Consider the following 15,257-nt stretch of genomic DNA (forward strand, 5'->3'; position numbering starts at 1 on the left):
GAAACGAATGGCGACCGCATCGCCCGCTTCTGATTTTGCACCGGTGGCGGCATCCTCCGCCCCTGCTGCCACAACCCGCGACCCGCGGCTGGATTTCTATCGCGGTATTGCGATGTTCATCATCCTGATCGCGCACATCCCGAATGACCCCTGGGCCCGATGGATCCCGGCCCGTTTCGGATTCTCGGACGCGACTGAAATCTTTGTTTTCTGCTCGGGCATGGCTTCGGCCATCGCCTTTGGCGGCGCGTTCGAACGCAAGGGCTGGTGGATGGGGACCGCCCGGGTCAGTTTCCGCATCTGGCAGGTCTACTGGGCACATATCTGCCTGTTTTTCTTTGTCGCAATGTCCATGGCGGCGCTGGATCTGTCCGGAGCCTTCGACAAAAGCTATGTCTCGGGATTGAACCTGCAGCATTTCTTCAACGACCCGATGCCACAGATGGTGGGGCTGTTCACCCTGACCTATGTGCCGAACTATTTCGACATCCTGCCGATGTACCTGGTCGTTCTGGCAATGATGCCGATGTTCATGGGGCTGTCGCGCCTCAGCATCTGGGCGGTCGGGTTGGTCTCGGTCGCGATCTGGCTGGTGGCGCAGACCGGTTTGTTGGCGCTTCCGGCCGAACCGTGGTCGGACCGCCAGTGGTTCTTCAACCCGTTTGGATGGCAGTTGCTGTTTTTCACGGGCTTTGCATTCATGCGGGGCTGGATCCCTGCGCCGCCGGTTTCCAAGACGCTGATCTGGGCCGCGGCATTGTTCCTTGTCCTCTCGGCCCCGTTCGGATCGTGGAAAGTGTTCTTGTGGGTCCAGGCGGCCGCACCGGATCTTGCCGAGAACATCCGAAAGGTCTGGCCCCTGACAAGCGAACTGCGCGAAAAAACCGATTTCGGCTTGTTCCGGTACATGCACTTCCTGTCGCTGGCCTACCTGGGATGGGTGGCTGCTGGGCAACATGGGCATCGCCTGATCGCCACCGGCAACACGATGGGCGCGCAGCTGTGGCGATGGATCCTGAAGCAGATCACCAAAGTGGGCCAGCAGTCCTTGGCGGTTTTCGTATTTTCAATGGCAGCAGCACGACTTATCGGCGTTTTCCTCGACGAATTTGGGCGGGATTTTGCCACCGTTCTGGCCGCAAATCTAATTGGATTTGCATTGATCATCGGCGTGGCTTATCTGGCCGCTTGGTTCAAATCACACCCATGGAAATCGAAGTCATGAAGTTCACGCGTCGTGCATTCCTTGCGTCGACTACGGCGCTGGCCTTCGCCCCGGCCACCTTTGCCACCGGTGGCGAGGTGCCATTCGACCGGGCCGACATCATCGCCCTTGCCCGCGATCTGGCCAGCCGCCCCTACGAGGCGCGCGAAACCGTTCCGCAGGCGTGGCAGGACCTCACTTACGAACAGTACCGCTCCATCCGTTTCCGGCTGGACCGTGCACTCTGGTACGGAACCGATACGCCGTTCAACGTCGATTTCTTCACCCCCGGCCTCTACTTCCCGCGAACCGTTCAGGTCTCGGCAGTTGAGAACGGGATGATCGCGCCGGTTGCCTTCGACCTCGAGATGTTCGACCGGGCCGAGGATGTCCCCGATCTGCCCGTGGACGAAACGCTGGGTTTTTCGGGTTTCCGGCTGCGCACCGAGATGCATCGCCCTGGCAAGACGGACGAGTTCTGCGTCTTTCAGGGAGCCAGCTATTTCCGTGCCATCGGCCTTCACGAGGTTTATGGCCTGTCAGCCCGTGGTCTTGCACTGAAAACCGGGGATCCCGAGGGCGAAGAATTTCCGGATTTCATCCGATTTTGGCTGGAGCGCCCAAAGCCCGGCCAGCGCAACATGATCGTTCACGCCCTGATGGACAGCCCCAGTGTGACCGGCGCCTACCGGTTCGATATCTCGGCCGGCGCTGACTGCATCATGGAGGTGCAGGCAACCTTGTTTGCTCGGGAAGAACTTCCCCATGTCGGGATCGCTCCGGGGACGTCGATGTTCCTGTTCGATCAGACCAATCACAACCGGTTCGACGATTTCCGTCCGGCCGTGCATGACAGCGACGGGCTGATGATCCGAAACGGGGCGGGAGAAGTGATTTGGCGCCCGCTCGCCAATCCCAAGAGATTGCAGGTGTCCTCATTCGTCGACATGAATCCTCGCGGGTTCGGACTGATGCAGCGCAAACGCGCGTTTTCCGACTATGCCGACCTCGAGGCGCAATACCACAAGCGCCCCGGCCTTTGGGTCGAGCCGATGGGCGATTGGGGTAAAGGTACGGTCACTCTGGTCGAAATTCCGGCCGATCAGGAGATCTACGACAACATTGTCGCCTATTGGCGTCCCGCTGAACCGGTCGCTGCCGGTGCTCAGCTCGACTTGTCATACCGCCTGATCTGGGGCGAGGAACCTCAGCGGACCGCCATGCCGCGGGTGATCAACACCGCAATGGGCGAGAACACTTTCGGGGAAGGACGGCTTGCGGTGATCGACTTCGAAGCCAGCGAGTTGTTCGACGATCCGGACGCCCTCAGCGTGTTCGTGCAGTCGCCTCATGCGGAAACCTCGGACGGGGTTCTGCAACGCAACCCGGATACGGGCGGTTTGCGTCTGGCCTTTTCGTTTCAACCCGGCGACCGCGACCACGTAGAATTGCGCGCGCAACTGAGGCTGGGTGACGAGCCCGCCTCGGAAGTCTGGATGTACAGATGGACAGCATAATCCCGGACCTGAAAATCATGCCGCCCGAGGCACCGCTGGCAATGCCGGAGCAGGACTTTGGCGCCGGGTTTCGGGACGCCCAAGCACCTGCGGATGCCCGCCGGTCGTCGGCTGGCCTTTGGCGCGCATTGGCGTTTTCCCCGGCCATGGCCGCCTCGGTTGCTTTGCTGTGGGTCATGGCGGACTGGTTCGACGCCGAAGGGATCAACGTGGTCGAAGCGATCCTGTTGGCATTGATTTCGTTCAATTTCTTCTGGATTTCCTTCACGGTCTGCACCGTCCTGCTGGGAATGGTCTCTCTAGCCCGGCAAGAGCGTCCGGTACGGCAGGGTCGCGCGCAACCACTGCGGGTCGCTTTGCTGATGCCCGTCTACAACGAAGTGCCGTGGAACGTGTTGGGCAATGCCCGCACGATGCTCGAAGAACTGCGCGCCCGAGGGGGCAAGCATCACTATGCGATGTTCATCCTGTCCGACACCCGCGATCCGGAAATCGCGGCCCAGGAACAGGCCAGCATCGAGGCGCTGCGTACCACGCTGGCCCCGGGTCTTGAGCTGTATTACCGACGCAGGGAACAGAATACGGACCGCAAGGTCGGCAATATAGCTGATTGGGTCAGCCGCTGGGGTGGCGCTTGGGATGCAATGCTGGTTCTGGACGCCGACAGCTTGATGACCGGGCGCGCGATCGCGCGGCTGACCGACGCGCTGGCCCGCGATCCCGGCGCCGGCCTGATCCAAAGCTATCCGCAACTGATCGGTGCCCAGTCCGTCTTTGCACGGATGCAGCAGTTCGCCAATGGTGTTTACGGCATCGCATTTGCAGAGGGCCTGTCCCGTTGGTGTGGCCAGGAAGGCAACTATTGGGGCCACAACGCCATCATCCGCACCAAGGCATTTGCGACCTGTGCGGGTCTGCCCAAGCTGCGCTCGCTCTCGGGCCAGGAACAACTGATCATGAGCCACGACTTCGTCGAGGCCGGGTTGCTGCGCCGCGCCGGTTGGGGCGTTCGCTTTCTGCCGCGCATCCGAGGCTCGTACGAGGAAACACCGCCGACACTGATCGACCACGCCCTACGCGACCGCCGCTGGTGCCAGGGCAACTTGCAGCATCTGCGTCTGCTCGGCTCGACCGGCTTTCGGGCCGTGTCGCGGTTTCATCTGTTCCACGGTGCCGTCGGATACCTGATGTCACCCTTGTGGTTCGCACTGCTGGTCATGTGGGCGTTGATCGGTCAGGGCAAGGATGCTTCGGTGCTGCACTATTTCAGCCCGGACAATCCGATGTTCCCCCAGTGGCCGGAAATGACCGAAACGCGGCATGTTCTGATCATCCTTGTCATGTACGCGATGCTGCTGGCCCCCAAGATTCTGGGTGCACTGGCATTGCCCCTCAGCGGTGTTCGCTATGAAGATTTCGGCGGCCGGACCCGGTTTCTTGCGTCATTCCTGTTCGAGGTCGTGCTGTCGATCCTGTACGCACCAATCCTTATGGTACAGCAGATGATCGCCGTGTTCCGCACCCTTCTCGGTGTGCAAAAAGGCTGGACCCCGCAGGCACGAGATGGCGGCACCTATGGGCTGCGGACGCTGATCGTGTGTCATGCGCTCGAAACCATCAGCGGCCTCGCGCTGAGCGCGGGCATCCTGGCTGGGTTGGTCTCAGTCTGGTTGGCGCCAATCGCCATCAGCCTGACTTTTGCGGTACCGCTCTCCGCTCTCAGCGGCGTATCTGCGGCTGCGGCGCGTCGCATGGTCGGCATGCCCGAGGATTTCCACGAGCCCGCCATCACGCGGGCGGCACGTTCGCATCGCAACGAGTTGAAACGCCTGATCGAGGGCAAGGGAACCATGACCCCGGCGGAATGATCACCCGCCGGGCAACCCTTCGTACCAATCCACCATCATGTCGGCCCAACCCCGAGGGACGGAATGACCGCCGGGAAACAGCGCGAACTCCAATGCGCTGCCGTCAGCACAGGCGGTCCACTTGCGACGCATGAACTGGCCTGTCGTTGAAAACCCGTCTGGACGGTTGTCGGCGCATTCGTTGGCCTGCCGCCAGATCTCGAGCCCGGCGAAGATATCGCCCTGAAGGAACCGACCGCCGCCCAGTGCGCGCCCCTCTAGCGGCACCACGTTGTCAGTCCAGCCATGTGTGTGAAAAAGGCGCACGGGCCCCGCGCAGCTTTCGGGATGCGGGCGCCAGAATCCTCCTGAGACAGGCACGTAGGCCGAGAATGCCTCGGGATCGGCGCAGGCCAAATAATTCACCATGAAGCCGCCGGCCGAGAATCCCCCCAGCACCACGCGATGGTCATCGACCCCGAACCGTTGGGCCGCATCCGCAACAACCTCCTTCAGGAACGCGGCTTCGTCTCGCCCGTCCCACCCCGGATAGAAGCTCCAGCTTTTTCGACCGTTCCGCTCGGCCCCCTCGGGTGCCATGACCGCGTATCCCCGCGCCAGCAAGGGTTCGACCATGCCGCGGTTTTTCATGGTTCCCTGCGCGCTGCCGCCATACCCGTGCAGGAACACGACCAATGGCGGGTTGGTTTCTTCCGGCAGCTCGATGCGATAGCTTCCGGTTGCAGTCTCGCAAACACCCTGATCCTGCCCACACGCGGCCACTGCCGGAGTTGCGGCGGTTGCGACCAACACAGCCAACAGATCCCTGAGCCTCATCACGCCCCCTCCGAATACGCCTGCACCGGCAGCCCGGCCCGCACCCAGCCCGGACCTGCGGCTGACCCCAGCATCCCTTCGGGCACGTCAAGAATGTTGCCGTAGCCCGCCTCGGTCAACCTGTTGCCTAGCCGCGCTGACCGCACACCACGGGCGCAGATCAAGGCAATCGGCCGCCCCTTGTCACCGCCAGACAGGCGATCCAACACATCCAAAAAGTCTTCACGGCGCATGTCCAGCGGTTGGGCGCCCTGCCCGATGCCTGAGGCCCGCCATTCGCGCGGGGTCCGAATGTCGAGCAACAGGATTTCCCCTGCAACAGCCTTTTCGTGCGCCTGAGCGACGGTCAACGTACCGCCAGAAAAGTCTTCGGGGATCAGACGGTATTCACGGATCGCAAAACCCGCAAGCACAGCGGCTGCGCCCCCAAGGAACACGCCTCTGCGGCTGAGCTTGGTTGTGATCGCCAATGTGCACCCTCCGGTTTCTCCAAACCGGTTTTATCACGGGTCCGCCTCCGACGCTGCGCCGAAAAGCAGGGCGCAGATCAAGTTCGCGTCATTTTCGCGCAGGCTTTGGCCAAAAATCCGAGCGGTGTAGTGCAATGTGAAAAACTTGCAATAGCTGGACAGTCAATAAATTATCCTTACAAAATCAACAGCACCCTGACCGCTCAGCCCGGAGTATCGCAGTTGTCCCTATTCCTTATCGCGGCCCTTCCCTTCCTCGGAGCTGTCTTTCCCGCCCTGTTGATCCGCGCCGGGCGCAACGCGGCCGCATCGGCAGCGGGATTGACCACGTTTCTGGCCTTGATGGGGCTGCTGATTCATATCCCGGACGTCATGAACGGCACGGTGGTCACCGCTCGGTTCGACTGGATTCCGGGGCTGGGGTTGAACGCCAATTTCATGCTGGACGGGCTGGGATTTCTGTTCGCGCTGCTGATCCTCGGCATTGGTCTGCTGATCATCCTGTACGCGCGGTTCTACCTGTCGCGTGAAGACCCAATGGGGCAATTCTATACCTATCTCCTGCTGTTCCAGGGCGCGATGGTCGGTATCGTTCTGTCCGACAACATACTGCTTTTGCTGGTTTTCTGGGAATTGACCTCGCTCAGTTCGTTCTTGCTCATCGGCTATTGGAAACACCTGCCCGAAGGCCGCCAGGGCGCGCGGATGGCGCTGGCGGTCACCGGGTCCGGCGGGCTGGCGATGATCGCGGGGATGCTGATCCTCGGCAATATCGTGGGGTCCTATGACCTGAGCGTGATCCTCCAGAACCGCGAACTGATCCAGTCTTCGCCCTACTACCTGCCGGCGTTGATACTGATCCTGCTGGGATGTTTCACCAAGTCGGCCCAGTTCCCGTTCCATTTCTGGCTGCCGCATGCAATGGCCGCTCCAACGCCGGTTTCGGCCTATCTGCACTCGGCCACGATGGTGAAGGCTGGCCTGTTTCTGATGGCGCGCATGTGGCCGGTTCTGGCCGGAACCGAGGCGTGGTTCTACATCGTCGCCACCACCGGCCTGGTGACCATGCTGATCGGCGCGGTGATCGCGCTGTTCAAGGATGACCTCAAGGCGTTGCTGGCCTTTTCGACGGTGTCGCATCTGGGGCTGGTCACGATGCTTCTGGGCTTTGGCACCAAGATCGCGGTCGTGGCCGCCATCTTTCACATCATCAACCACGCCACCTTCAAGGCCGCCCTGTTCATGACCGCCGGGATCGTGGACCACGAAACCGGCACCCGGAACATCAAGCGCCTGGGCGGGCTGCGCCATTTGATGCCGATCACCTTCACGATTGGAACAATCGCCGCTTTGTCCATGGCAGGCATTCCACCTTTGAACGGTTTCCTGTCCAAGGAAATGATGCTGGAAGAAACCGTGCACACGGTCTGGCGAAACTCGCACTATCTGGTGCCAGCCCTTGCCCTGGTGGCCGCGATCTTCTCTGCCGCATATTCCTTCCGGTTCGTCTCCCACGTTTTCTTGGGCCCAGAACGCGAGGATTACCCTGCGCACCCGCATGACCCGCCAGTGGGGCTGTGGCTGGCTCCGGCATTCCTGGTTGTGCTGGTCGTGCTGATCGGCCTGAACTCGGCCGCCATCGTCGGCCCGTTGGTTGCGGTTGTGTCTTCCGCGGTGATCGGCGGCGAGAAGCTGCCCTATTACTCACTGAAGCTGTGGCACGGGTTCACGCCTGCCTTGTACATGTCGATCGTCGCAACTTTTGGCGGCCTCTTCCTGTTGGCTTTGCACCGCCGCGGCGAGCAGGTCTGGAATATCCTGCCCCGCCCCGAGGCCAAGACCATCTTCGACGCCGTGATCGGCGGATTGACCGCCGCCAGCCGGTGGATCACGGACGAGCTGCACAACGGTGTCATCAGCCGCTATGCGATCATCCTGATCGCCTTTACGGTCGGCCTTGGATACTATGCCTATTCGACCGGCACGATTGGCGTGGAAACGCGGGTTCCGCTGCCGGCTCCAATCATTCCGATCATCGGCTGGCTGTGCCTGATCGTGGCGACGATGGGCATCATGTGGTTCCACCGGAACCGTTTGCTGTCGCTTGTTTTGATCGGTGTCGTTGGCCTGATCGTGTCGATGGCCTTCAACTATCTGTCCGCGCCTGATCTAGCCCTGACGCAGATCTCGGTCGAAGTCGTCACGATGATCCTGCTGCTGCTGTCGCTGAACTTCCTGCCGACCGAGACCCCATGGGACAGCAGCGCGGCGCGGCGCTGGCGAGACGCGGCCATTTCGGTGGTTGCCGGCATCGGCGCCGGGGGCTTGATCTATGCGCTCATGCTGCGCGATTTCGCCTTCCCGACGATTTCGGAGTTCCACCTGGCCAATTCCTACAAGGGTGGCGGAGGCACCAACGTGGTCAACGTGATCCTGGTGGACTTCCGGGGATTTGATACCTTCGGCGAGATCATCGTGCTGGGGATCGCGGCCTTGATCATCTTTGCCCTGACCGAGGCCGTGCTGGGCACCAGTGTCCGCGCCTACCTGCTGAACCGCAAACCGCACTGGCCCCAGTCAGGTGACTCACACCCGCTGATGATGGTTGTTGCCACACGTGTGATGATGCCGATCGCCCTTATGGTGGGCGCCTACATCTTCTTCCGGGGGCACAACCAGCCCGGAGGCGGGTTCATCGCCGGTCTGGTGGTCGCGATCGCCTTCCTGATGCAGTACATGGCCAGTGGCTATACCTGGGCGATCGAGCGGCAGCGGTTCTACTACCATGGCACAATCGGCTGGGGCGTTTTGATCGCTGCAGCCACGGGTTTGGGCGCCTGGTTCAACGAGCGGCCCTTCCTGACCAGCGATTTCGGCTATCTGCATTGGCCACCGCTGGAAGAGTTCGAATGGGCCACGGCCATGCTGTTCGACACAGGCGTGTTCCTGGCCGTTCTGGGCGCCGTAATGCTGGCTCTTGACAGCCTGTCGCGGTTCGCGTGGCGGCCGGGCATGGCGCAGGAATTCCCGATGGACATCAACCCGTTGCGGGATGATCTGGCCGAAGAACAAGAAAAAGCGAAGGAGCAGGGCTGATGGAAGCACTCGTCGCATCGGCCGTTGGCGTTCTGACCGCCGCAGGGATCTTTCTGATCCTGCGCCGTCGGACCTTTCCGGTCATCCTGGGCCTGTCTCTGCTGACCTATGCGGTCAACGTGTTCCTGTTCGCCACGGGACGGCTGGCCGTGAACGCGCCTGCAGTTCTGAACAGATACGAAGAGGTTCCCTATACCGATCCATTGCCGCAGGCCCTTGTTCTGACGGCGATTGTGATCTCGTTCGGGATGACAGCTGTGATCGTGATGATCGCTCTGGGCGCCTACCTGTCTTCGAAGGATGACCATATAGACATGGCCGCGCAGGACAGCGTGGATGACGCAGGAGAAGACGCATGAACCATTGGATCGTTGCGCCGATCGTCCTGCCCGCGATCCTGGCCCCCTTCATCATCATGGTTCTGCGGTACCATCTGGACCTGCAGCGTATCTTTTCAGTCGCCGGTGTGGTGGGCTTGCTCGGCATCGCGCTGACCATCACTGCGCAGGCGGCGGGCGGCGAGATTCATGTCTACGAACTGGGCGATTGGCCGGCTCCGTTTGGCATTGTTCTGGTCCTTGACCGGTTGTCCGCGATGATGGTGTTGCTGACGGCGTTGCTGGCCTTGCCTGTCGTGCTGTACGCCATCGCGTCCGGGTGGGACGAACGCGGCAACCACTTTCACCCGTTGTTCCAATTCCAGCTGATGGGTGTCTGCGGCGCCTTCCTGACCGGGGACGCTTTCAACCTGTTCGTATTTTTTGAGGTGTTGTTGATCGCCTCCTACGGCCTGATGACCCATGGCGGCGGCGCGGTACGCCTGAAGGCCGGGGTGCAATACGTCACCTACAACCTCTTGGGGTCAACTCTGTTCCTGTTTGCATTGGGCACGATCTATTCGGTTACCGGTACCCTGAACATGGCCGACCTGGCTGTGCGCGTCGCGGAAATTCCGGCCGAAGACACCGCCCTGTTGCGCGTGGGTGCGGTTCTTCTGCTGCTGGTCTTCTGCATCAAGGCCGCTGTCCTGCCGCTGCATTTCTGGCTGCCGGCCAGCTATGCCAACGCGCCGCTGCCAGTTGCCGCGCTGTTTGCGATCATGACCAAGGTGGGGGCCTATTCGATCCTGCGGGTCTATACTTTGGCATTCGGCCCGGATGTTGCCGTCACCGAAGGACTGGTTGGTGACTGGCTACAACCTGCCGCGCTGGTGACCCTTGCCATCGGCTCGATCGGTATTCTGGGCACGCGGCACATCGCGCGCATGGTTGCGTTTTGCGCCATCGCCTCGATGGGAACGCTGCTGGTGGCTATTTCCTTGTTCACCGAGACGGCCACAGCCGCCGCTCTGTACTACGTCTACCATTCAACCTTGGCGACCGCGCTGCTGTTCCTGGTGGCCGATCTGGTGATGGAACGTCGTGGAGGGGCCATTGCGCCCCGCCCGCCGATGCCGCAAAGCGGACTGATCTCGGCGCTGTTCTTCGTAGGAGCCATAGCGATGGCGGGCATGCCGCCTTTGTCGGGGTTCATCGGCAAGCTTCTGGTGCTGGATGCGTCTTGGTATGCGCCGGATGCCACTGCGGTCTGGGCGGTCGTTCTGATCGGGTCCTTCGTCACCATCGTAGGTCTGGCCCGCGCCGGATCCCTGATCTTCTGGAAAAGCTATGACGCCAGCACCCAGATCGAACCGGAACCCGAAACCGAGGCCACCAACGATGATGAACCGTCGCACCGGCCCGCGCCTGAACCGCAGCCGGGGCTGGCGTTCACCTCGGTGTTCGGAGTGGTTCTGGGGCTCGTCCTGCTGACCCTGTTCGCCGGGCCCTCGCTGGACTACACTCGCAAGACCGCCGCGCAACTGTTCGCGCCGGAACAATACATCTCGGCCGTATTGGGAAGGGAAGACTGATGAAACTGCTGCGCCGGATATTCCCCCACCCGCATTTGAGCTTCCTGCTGACTCTGGTCTGGGTGCTGTTGGCCAACGCGCCCTCGCTGAACTCACTGGTCTTTGGATTGCTTCTGGGGATCATCATACCCTTCATCACCCAACCCTACTGGCCCGACCGGCCCGTCCTGCGGAACTGGCCCATGGTCGTTGAGTACATGATCGTGGTTCTGTGGGACATCGTGGTGGCCAACGTGACCGTGGCCCGCATCATCCTGTTCAAACGCGACGCGGACAGACAACCGAACTGGATCTCGATCCCGCTGGAACTGCGCACACCCGAAGCGATCACGGTACTGGCTGGAACCATCACCATGACGCCGGGCACCGTCAGTTGCGACCTCTCGGCCCAAGGGCATTGTCTGCTGGTCCATTGCCTGGACGCTCCGGATCCGGGCGCGGTACGAGACCAGATCAAGCAGCGTTACGAGCGCCGCCTGAAGGAGATTTTCGAATGATCGAATATGCAATCTACTTTGCCTTTGCCTGCTTTGGGGCCGCGATCATGATGTGCCTGTGGCGGATCATCACCGCCGACGGTGTGGGGACGCGAGTGCTCGCCCTTGATACGATGGTGATCAACACTATCGCCTTGATGATCCTGTACGGCCTGCATCTGGGCACCGAGATCTTTTTCGAAGCCGCCATGATCATTGCCATGCTGGGCTTTGTTTCGACCGTGGCCTATGCGCGCTTTATGCTGCGCGGCAACATCATCGAGTGAGGCCGCCATGGAATTCATCTTCGAGGTTCTGATTGCGTTTTTCCTGATCGTTTCAGGGATTTTCGGCTTTGTCGGGTCATTCGGCATGATCAAGCTGAAGGATCCGATGTCGCGGCTGCACGCCCCGACCAAAGCCACCACGCTGGGCGTGGGCGGTGTGTTGCTGGCCTCGATCTTTCATTCGATCCTGATCGAGCAGCGCCTTTCCATGCATGAACTGCTGATCACGCTGTTCCTGTTTCTGACGGCTCCGATCACGGCTCTGTTCATTGCCAAGTGGCACATACACCGCCATGAAGCCCCCGAGGATCTGCCAGACGCGGGCGAAGACAAGCTCTGGGCCACCCACGCGGTCGAGCAGGTCGAAGACGTCCCGGACCACAGCGCGAACTGACTTCATGAAGACACCTTCGTTACCACTTACCCGCGATCTGGTTCTGGTGGGCGGAGGGCATACGCATGCGCTGTTCCTTCGGAAATGGGGGATGAACCCCCTACCCGGCGCGCGGTTGACCGTAATCAATCCTGGCCCGACCGCACCCTATTCCGGGATGTTGCCCGGATATGTCGCGGGGCACTACGCCCGCCGCGACCTGGACATCGATCTGATCCGGCTGGCACGGTTTGCGGGGGCCCGGATCATTCTGGGTGCCGCGATCGGCCTGGACCCGAACCGGCGGCTGGTGAATGTGGCCGATCATCCTGATGTCGCTTTCGATGTTGCCTCGATCAATGTCGGAATAACATCGGACATGCCGTCTTTGCCCGGGTTCACGGAACATGCCATCCCGGCAAAACCTCTTGGTCCCTTTGCCGCAAAATGGGCCCAGTACCTGGAGACAACCGACCCTGCTTCGGTGGCGGTCATCGGCGGCGGTGTCGCGGGCGTCGAACTGGCGATGGCCATGGCTCATGCCCTGCGCGCCAAGGGTCGGCAAGCAACGGTCGCTCTGATCGACAAGGCGCAAATCCTGACCGCGATAAACCCCAAAGCCGCCCAGACCATTCGGCGGGCGATGGAAAAGCTTGGCATCGACTGCATCGAACAGGCCGAAATTGCGCAGATCACACCCGAAGGCGTGCAACTGACCGATGGGTGTCAGATCACGGCCGATTTCACAACCGGCGCGGCGGGCGCCCGTCCCTATGACTGGATCGGCCAGACCGGACTGGACCTGCACGACGGCTTTATCCGAGTGAACGGGTATTTGCAGTCCAGCGATCCATCGGTCTTCGCAGTCGGCGACTGCGCTCATCTGGATGACACGCCGCGCCCCAAGGCCGGTGTCTTTGCCGTGCGAGAGGCTCCTGTTCTCTTCAACAACCTGCGCGCAGCTCTCGGCGCTGGAACCATGCGCCGGTACAAGCCGCAGAAGGATTACCTGAAGCTGATCTCGCTGGGGGAACGCTCGGCACTGGCCGAGCGCTTTGGGACGTCATTCAGCGGACCTGTGATGTGGCGGTGGAAAAACCATATCGACCAGAAGTTCATGCGTCGCTTTCGTGAGCTGCCCCAGATGCCAGGCCCCGCGCTTCCCCGTCATCATGCGGATGGCCTGCGCGATGCTCTGGGCGACAAGCCCATGTGCGGCGGTTGCGGCGCCAAGGTAGGTCGCGGCGCCTTGCAGGCCGCGCTGTCCGCAGTACCGCGATCCGACCGTCCGGATATCGCGCCCCTGCCCGGGGATGATGCAGCGATGTTGACCTTTGAAGGCGTCCGGCAGGTGCTGACGTCAGATCATTTGCGCAGCTTCGTTCCGGACCCTGTTCTGATGACCCGCATCGCGGCCATTCACGCACTGGGGGACATCTGGGCGATGGGTGCGACCCCACAGGCCGCGACGGCCACTCTGATCCTGCCGCGCATGTCCTCCCAGCTGCAACACCGCACCATGGCTGAAATCATGGCAACCGCGACCGAAGTCATGCGCAGCGCCGGCGCTGAGATCGTCGGCGGCCATAGCTCGATGGGCGATGAGCTTACCATCGGTTTCACCATCACGGGTTTGTGCCAGTCTGATCCGATCACCCTTTCGGGTGGGCGGCCCGGTGATGTGTTGATCCTGACCAAACCTATTGGCAGCGGAGTCCTGATGGCCGCAGAAATGGCAGGGCAAGCCAACGGCGAGTGGGTAGTGTCCGCCTATGACCACATGACGCGGCCGCAGGGTGACGCCGCACGCATTCTGGCCCAAGCCCATGCCATGACCGACGTCACCGGATTTGGACTGGCCGGGCATCTCGTTGGACTGTGCGAGGCATCCAACTGCGGCGCAGTCCTGAATCTCGACGCAGTCCCGGTCATGGAGGGGGCGCTCGAGCTCAGCCAGCAAGGTGTCCGGTCCAGCTTGTTCAACGACAATCGTTCCATCGCGCCCGAAGTTCCAATTGACGGCAAAGCCGATCTGCTGTTCGATCCTCAGACCGCAGGTGGGTTGCTGGCTGCCGTTTCGGCCGACGACGCACGAAATATCTGCGACCATTTGCGTGCCGCTGGTTACCCGGCTGCAGTCATCGGTGTATTGAGCGACACACCCGGCCTGCGCCTTCAGAGCTGAGCTACAATCCCTTCGATTTCCGACGCGACCTGATCCAGCCCGTCCGTGGTCAAGGACACGGCATGCACGCGCGCAATCACATCAAACTGGTGGTTTTTCCGCGACTTTTCGTAAGCCGGGTCATAGTGCTGCTCCATCAAGGCACGCGTCAGAGCTTTCTTGTTGCCCTCGGCAATCTGAGCCATCCACGCATCCACGACATCATGCCCCCGGTGAAACCGCAGCGGCGACAGGCGGTCCTGCAAACGCTCGGCATCAGACAGGATGTCGTCATAGGCAGCGACCAGATAGTCCGTTCGCGCCTCGATATCTGCCGTGACAAGTATTCGCGGCGCTTGGCCAAGGCTCTGCCAGACCGCTGGGGGCAAAATCAACGAACCGATTTTTGACGACTCGGCCTCGACCAACACGGGCCGTGCCGGATCAAGCGCACACATGGCCGAGGCCAAGGCAGATTCGAACGCTTTCTGGCTGGGTTGTCCGCCGGGTTGCTCGCCCAGCAGCGAACCGCGGTGATTGGCCAACGCTTCGAGATCCAGAACCTGCACCCCACGCGTTTGCAACTGGGCCAGAAGTTCCGTTTTTGCAGTGCCGGTGTAGCCGTCCAACGCCACCAGCTTGAACGGCAGCGGGTCATCGTAGAGGTACTGCTTCACCAGACGCCGATAGCTGCGGTATCCGCCCTCGATGACCTCGGCTCGCCAGCCAATCTGCTGCAGCATCCAGGTGAAGGATCCTGACCGCTGACCGCCGCGCCAGCAATAGACCAGAGGTCGCCAACCGCCCTCGTGGTGGCTGAGTTGCGTCTCGATGTGGGTGGCGGCATTGCGAAATACCAAAGCAGCCCCCAGCTTGCGCGCCAGAAACGGGCTCTGCTGAACGTAGATCGTGCCGACACGTGCTCGTTCCTCATTGTCCAGAACCGGGAGGTTGATGGCGCCGGGCAGATGGTCCTCGGCAAATTCGGCCGGGCTGCGCACATCGATGATCGTATCGAACGGATGCGCGTACAGCTGCGGCAGGTTTGAGAATTTCAGGGCCATGACAGGGGTT

The 15,257-nt window shown here is 61.3% G+C and carries 13 protein-coding genes; 10 read left to right on the forward strand and 3 right to left on the reverse strand.

All coding sequences use genetic code 11. The annotated features are described in order from the left end of the window. The first annotated feature begins 7 nt into the window (after positions 1-7). Genes ACR0JC_RS05630 through mdoH form a run of 3 tightly spaced genes read left to right on the forward strand, consistent with a single transcriptional unit; the run spans position 8 to position 4,589 of the window. A complete protein-coding gene (locus ACR0JC_RS05630) occupies positions 8-1,225 on the forward strand; it encodes an OpgC family protein (protein ID WP_170338178.1) in 1,218 nt (405 codons plus the stop codon). Then, positions 1,222-2,721: an OpgD/OpgG family glucan biosynthesis protein gene (locus ACR0JC_RS05635; RefSeq protein WP_170338176.1), complete on the forward strand. Its 1,500-nt coding sequence runs from the start codon at positions 1,222-1,224 to the stop codon at positions 2,719-2,721. Before ACR0JC_RS05630 ends, ACR0JC_RS05635 begins: the two co-directional genes overlap by 4 nt. Continuing rightward, positions 2,709-4,589 carry a glucans biosynthesis glucosyltransferase MdoH gene (gene mdoH / locus ACR0JC_RS05640; RefSeq protein ID WP_170338174.1) on the forward strand — a complete coding sequence of 627 codons (1,881 nt, stop codon included), beginning with the start codon at positions 2,709-2,711 and terminating at the stop codon, positions 4,587-4,589. The genes ACR0JC_RS05635 and mdoH overlap by 13 nt, the downstream gene beginning before the upstream one ends. Here the strand turns inward: mdoH and ACR0JC_RS05645 are convergent, their stop codons facing one another. Further along, a complete protein-coding gene (locus ACR0JC_RS05645; RefSeq protein ID WP_170338172.1) occupies positions 4,590-5,405 on the reverse strand; it encodes a CE1 family esterase in 816 nt (271 codons plus the stop codon). Next, positions 5,405-5,875 (reverse strand): rhodanese-like domain-containing protein, encoded by a 471-nt coding sequence (locus ACR0JC_RS05650; protein ID WP_170338170.1) that lies wholly within the window; start codon positions 5,873-5,875, stop codon positions 5,405-5,407. Before ACR0JC_RS05650 ends, ACR0JC_RS05645 begins: the two co-directional genes overlap by 1 nt. A gap of 222 nt (positions 5,876-6,097) precedes the next feature. Between ACR0JC_RS05650 and ACR0JC_RS05655 the strand changes: the two genes are divergently transcribed. Genes ACR0JC_RS05655 through selD form a run of 7 tightly spaced genes read left to right on the forward strand, consistent with a single transcriptional unit; the run spans position 6,098 to position 14,204 of the window. Beyond that, complete coding sequence (locus ACR0JC_RS05655) at positions 6,098-8,971, forward strand: monovalent cation/H+ antiporter subunit A (protein WP_170338168.1); 2,874 nt, start codon at positions 6,098-6,100, stop codon at positions 8,969-8,971. Continuing rightward, entirely contained in the window at positions 8,971-9,330 is a 360-nt protein-coding gene (locus ACR0JC_RS05660) for a Na+/H+ antiporter subunit C (protein ID WP_170338166.1), read from the forward strand. The genes ACR0JC_RS05655 and ACR0JC_RS05660 overlap by 1 nt, the downstream gene beginning before the upstream one ends. Then, the gene (locus tag ACR0JC_RS05665; RefSeq protein WP_170338163.1) at positions 9,327-10,883 is read left to right on the forward strand and encodes a monovalent cation/H+ antiporter subunit D; all 1,557 of its coding nucleotides are present in this window, start codon (positions 9,327-9,329) and stop codon (positions 10,881-10,883) included. The genes ACR0JC_RS05660 and ACR0JC_RS05665 overlap by 4 nt, the downstream gene beginning before the upstream one ends. Then, positions 10,883-11,380, forward strand: coding sequence for a Na+/H+ antiporter subunit E (locus ACR0JC_RS05670; protein WP_093962616.1), 498 nt, complete (start codon positions 10,883-10,885; stop codon positions 11,378-11,380). Before ACR0JC_RS05665 ends, ACR0JC_RS05670 begins: the two co-directional genes overlap by 1 nt. Continuing rightward, complete coding sequence (locus ACR0JC_RS05675; RefSeq protein ID WP_093962617.1) at positions 11,377-11,646, forward strand: K+/H+ antiporter subunit F; 270 nt, start codon at positions 11,377-11,379, stop codon at positions 11,644-11,646. Before ACR0JC_RS05670 ends, ACR0JC_RS05675 begins: the two co-directional genes overlap by 4 nt. 7 nt (positions 11,647-11,653) lie before the next feature. After that, the gene (locus ACR0JC_RS05680) at positions 11,654-12,040 is read left to right on the forward strand and encodes a Na+/H+ antiporter subunit G (protein ID WP_170338159.1); all 387 of its coding nucleotides are present in this window, start codon (positions 11,654-11,656) and stop codon (positions 12,038-12,040) included. 4 nt (positions 12,041-12,044) lie between these two features. Further along, on the forward strand, positions 12,045-14,204 hold the full coding sequence (selD, locus tag ACR0JC_RS05685; RefSeq protein ID WP_170338157.1) for a selenide, water dikinase SelD: 2,160 nt from the start codon (positions 12,045-12,047) through the stop codon (positions 14,202-14,204). On the opposite strand, the gene mnmH is transcribed toward selD, so the two are convergent. Next, positions 14,195-15,247 carry a tRNA 2-selenouridine(34) synthase MnmH gene (mnmH, locus tag ACR0JC_RS05690; protein ID WP_170338155.1) on the reverse strand — a complete coding sequence of 351 codons (1,053 nt, stop codon included), beginning with the start codon at positions 15,245-15,247 and terminating at the stop codon, positions 14,195-14,197. The genes selD and mnmH overlap by 10 nt on opposite strands. Positions 15,248-15,257 lie beyond the last annotated feature (10 nt).

The sequence above is a fragment of the Ruegeria sp. CH5 genome, assembly GCF_056537025.1.

Excerpts from the sequence above, each read along its gene's own strand:
- ACR0JC_RS05630 (WP_170338178.1), top strand. The coding sequence starts at position 8 with ATGGCGACCGCATCGCCCGCTTCTGATTTTGCACCGGTGGCGGCATCC.
- ACR0JC_RS05635 (WP_170338176.1), top strand. The coding sequence starts at position 1,222 with ATGAAGTTCACGCGTCGTGCATTCCTTGCGTCGACTACGGCGCTGGCC.
- mdoH (WP_170338174.1), top strand. The coding sequence starts at position 2,709 with ATGGACAGCATAATCCCGGACCTGAAAATCATGCCGCCCGAGGCACCG.
- ACR0JC_RS05645 (WP_170338172.1), bottom strand. The coding sequence starts at position 5,405 with ATGAGGCTCAGGGATCTGTTGGCTGTGTTGGTCGCAACCGCCGCAACT.
- ACR0JC_RS05660 (WP_170338166.1), top strand. The coding sequence starts at position 8,971 with ATGGAAGCACTCGTCGCATCGGCCGTTGGCGTTCTGACCGCCGCAGGG.
- ACR0JC_RS05665 (WP_170338163.1), top strand. The coding sequence starts at position 9,327 with ATGAACCATTGGATCGTTGCGCCGATCGTCCTGCCCGCGATCCTGGCC.
- ACR0JC_RS05670 (WP_093962616.1), top strand. The coding sequence starts at position 10,883 with ATGAAACTGCTGCGCCGGATATTCCCCCACCCGCATTTGAGCTTCCTG.
- ACR0JC_RS05675 (WP_093962617.1), top strand. The coding sequence starts at position 11,377 with ATGATCGAATATGCAATCTACTTTGCCTTTGCCTGCTTTGGGGCCGCG.
- ACR0JC_RS05680 (WP_170338159.1), top strand. The coding sequence starts at position 11,654 with ATGGAATTCATCTTCGAGGTTCTGATTGCGTTTTTCCTGATCGTTTCA.
- selD (WP_170338157.1), top strand. The coding sequence starts at position 12,045 with ATGAAGACACCTTCGTTACCACTTACCCGCGATCTGGTTCTGGTGGGC.
- mnmH (WP_170338155.1), bottom strand. The coding sequence starts at position 15,247 with ATGGCCCTGAAATTCTCAAACCTGCCGCAGCTGTACGCGCATCCGTTC.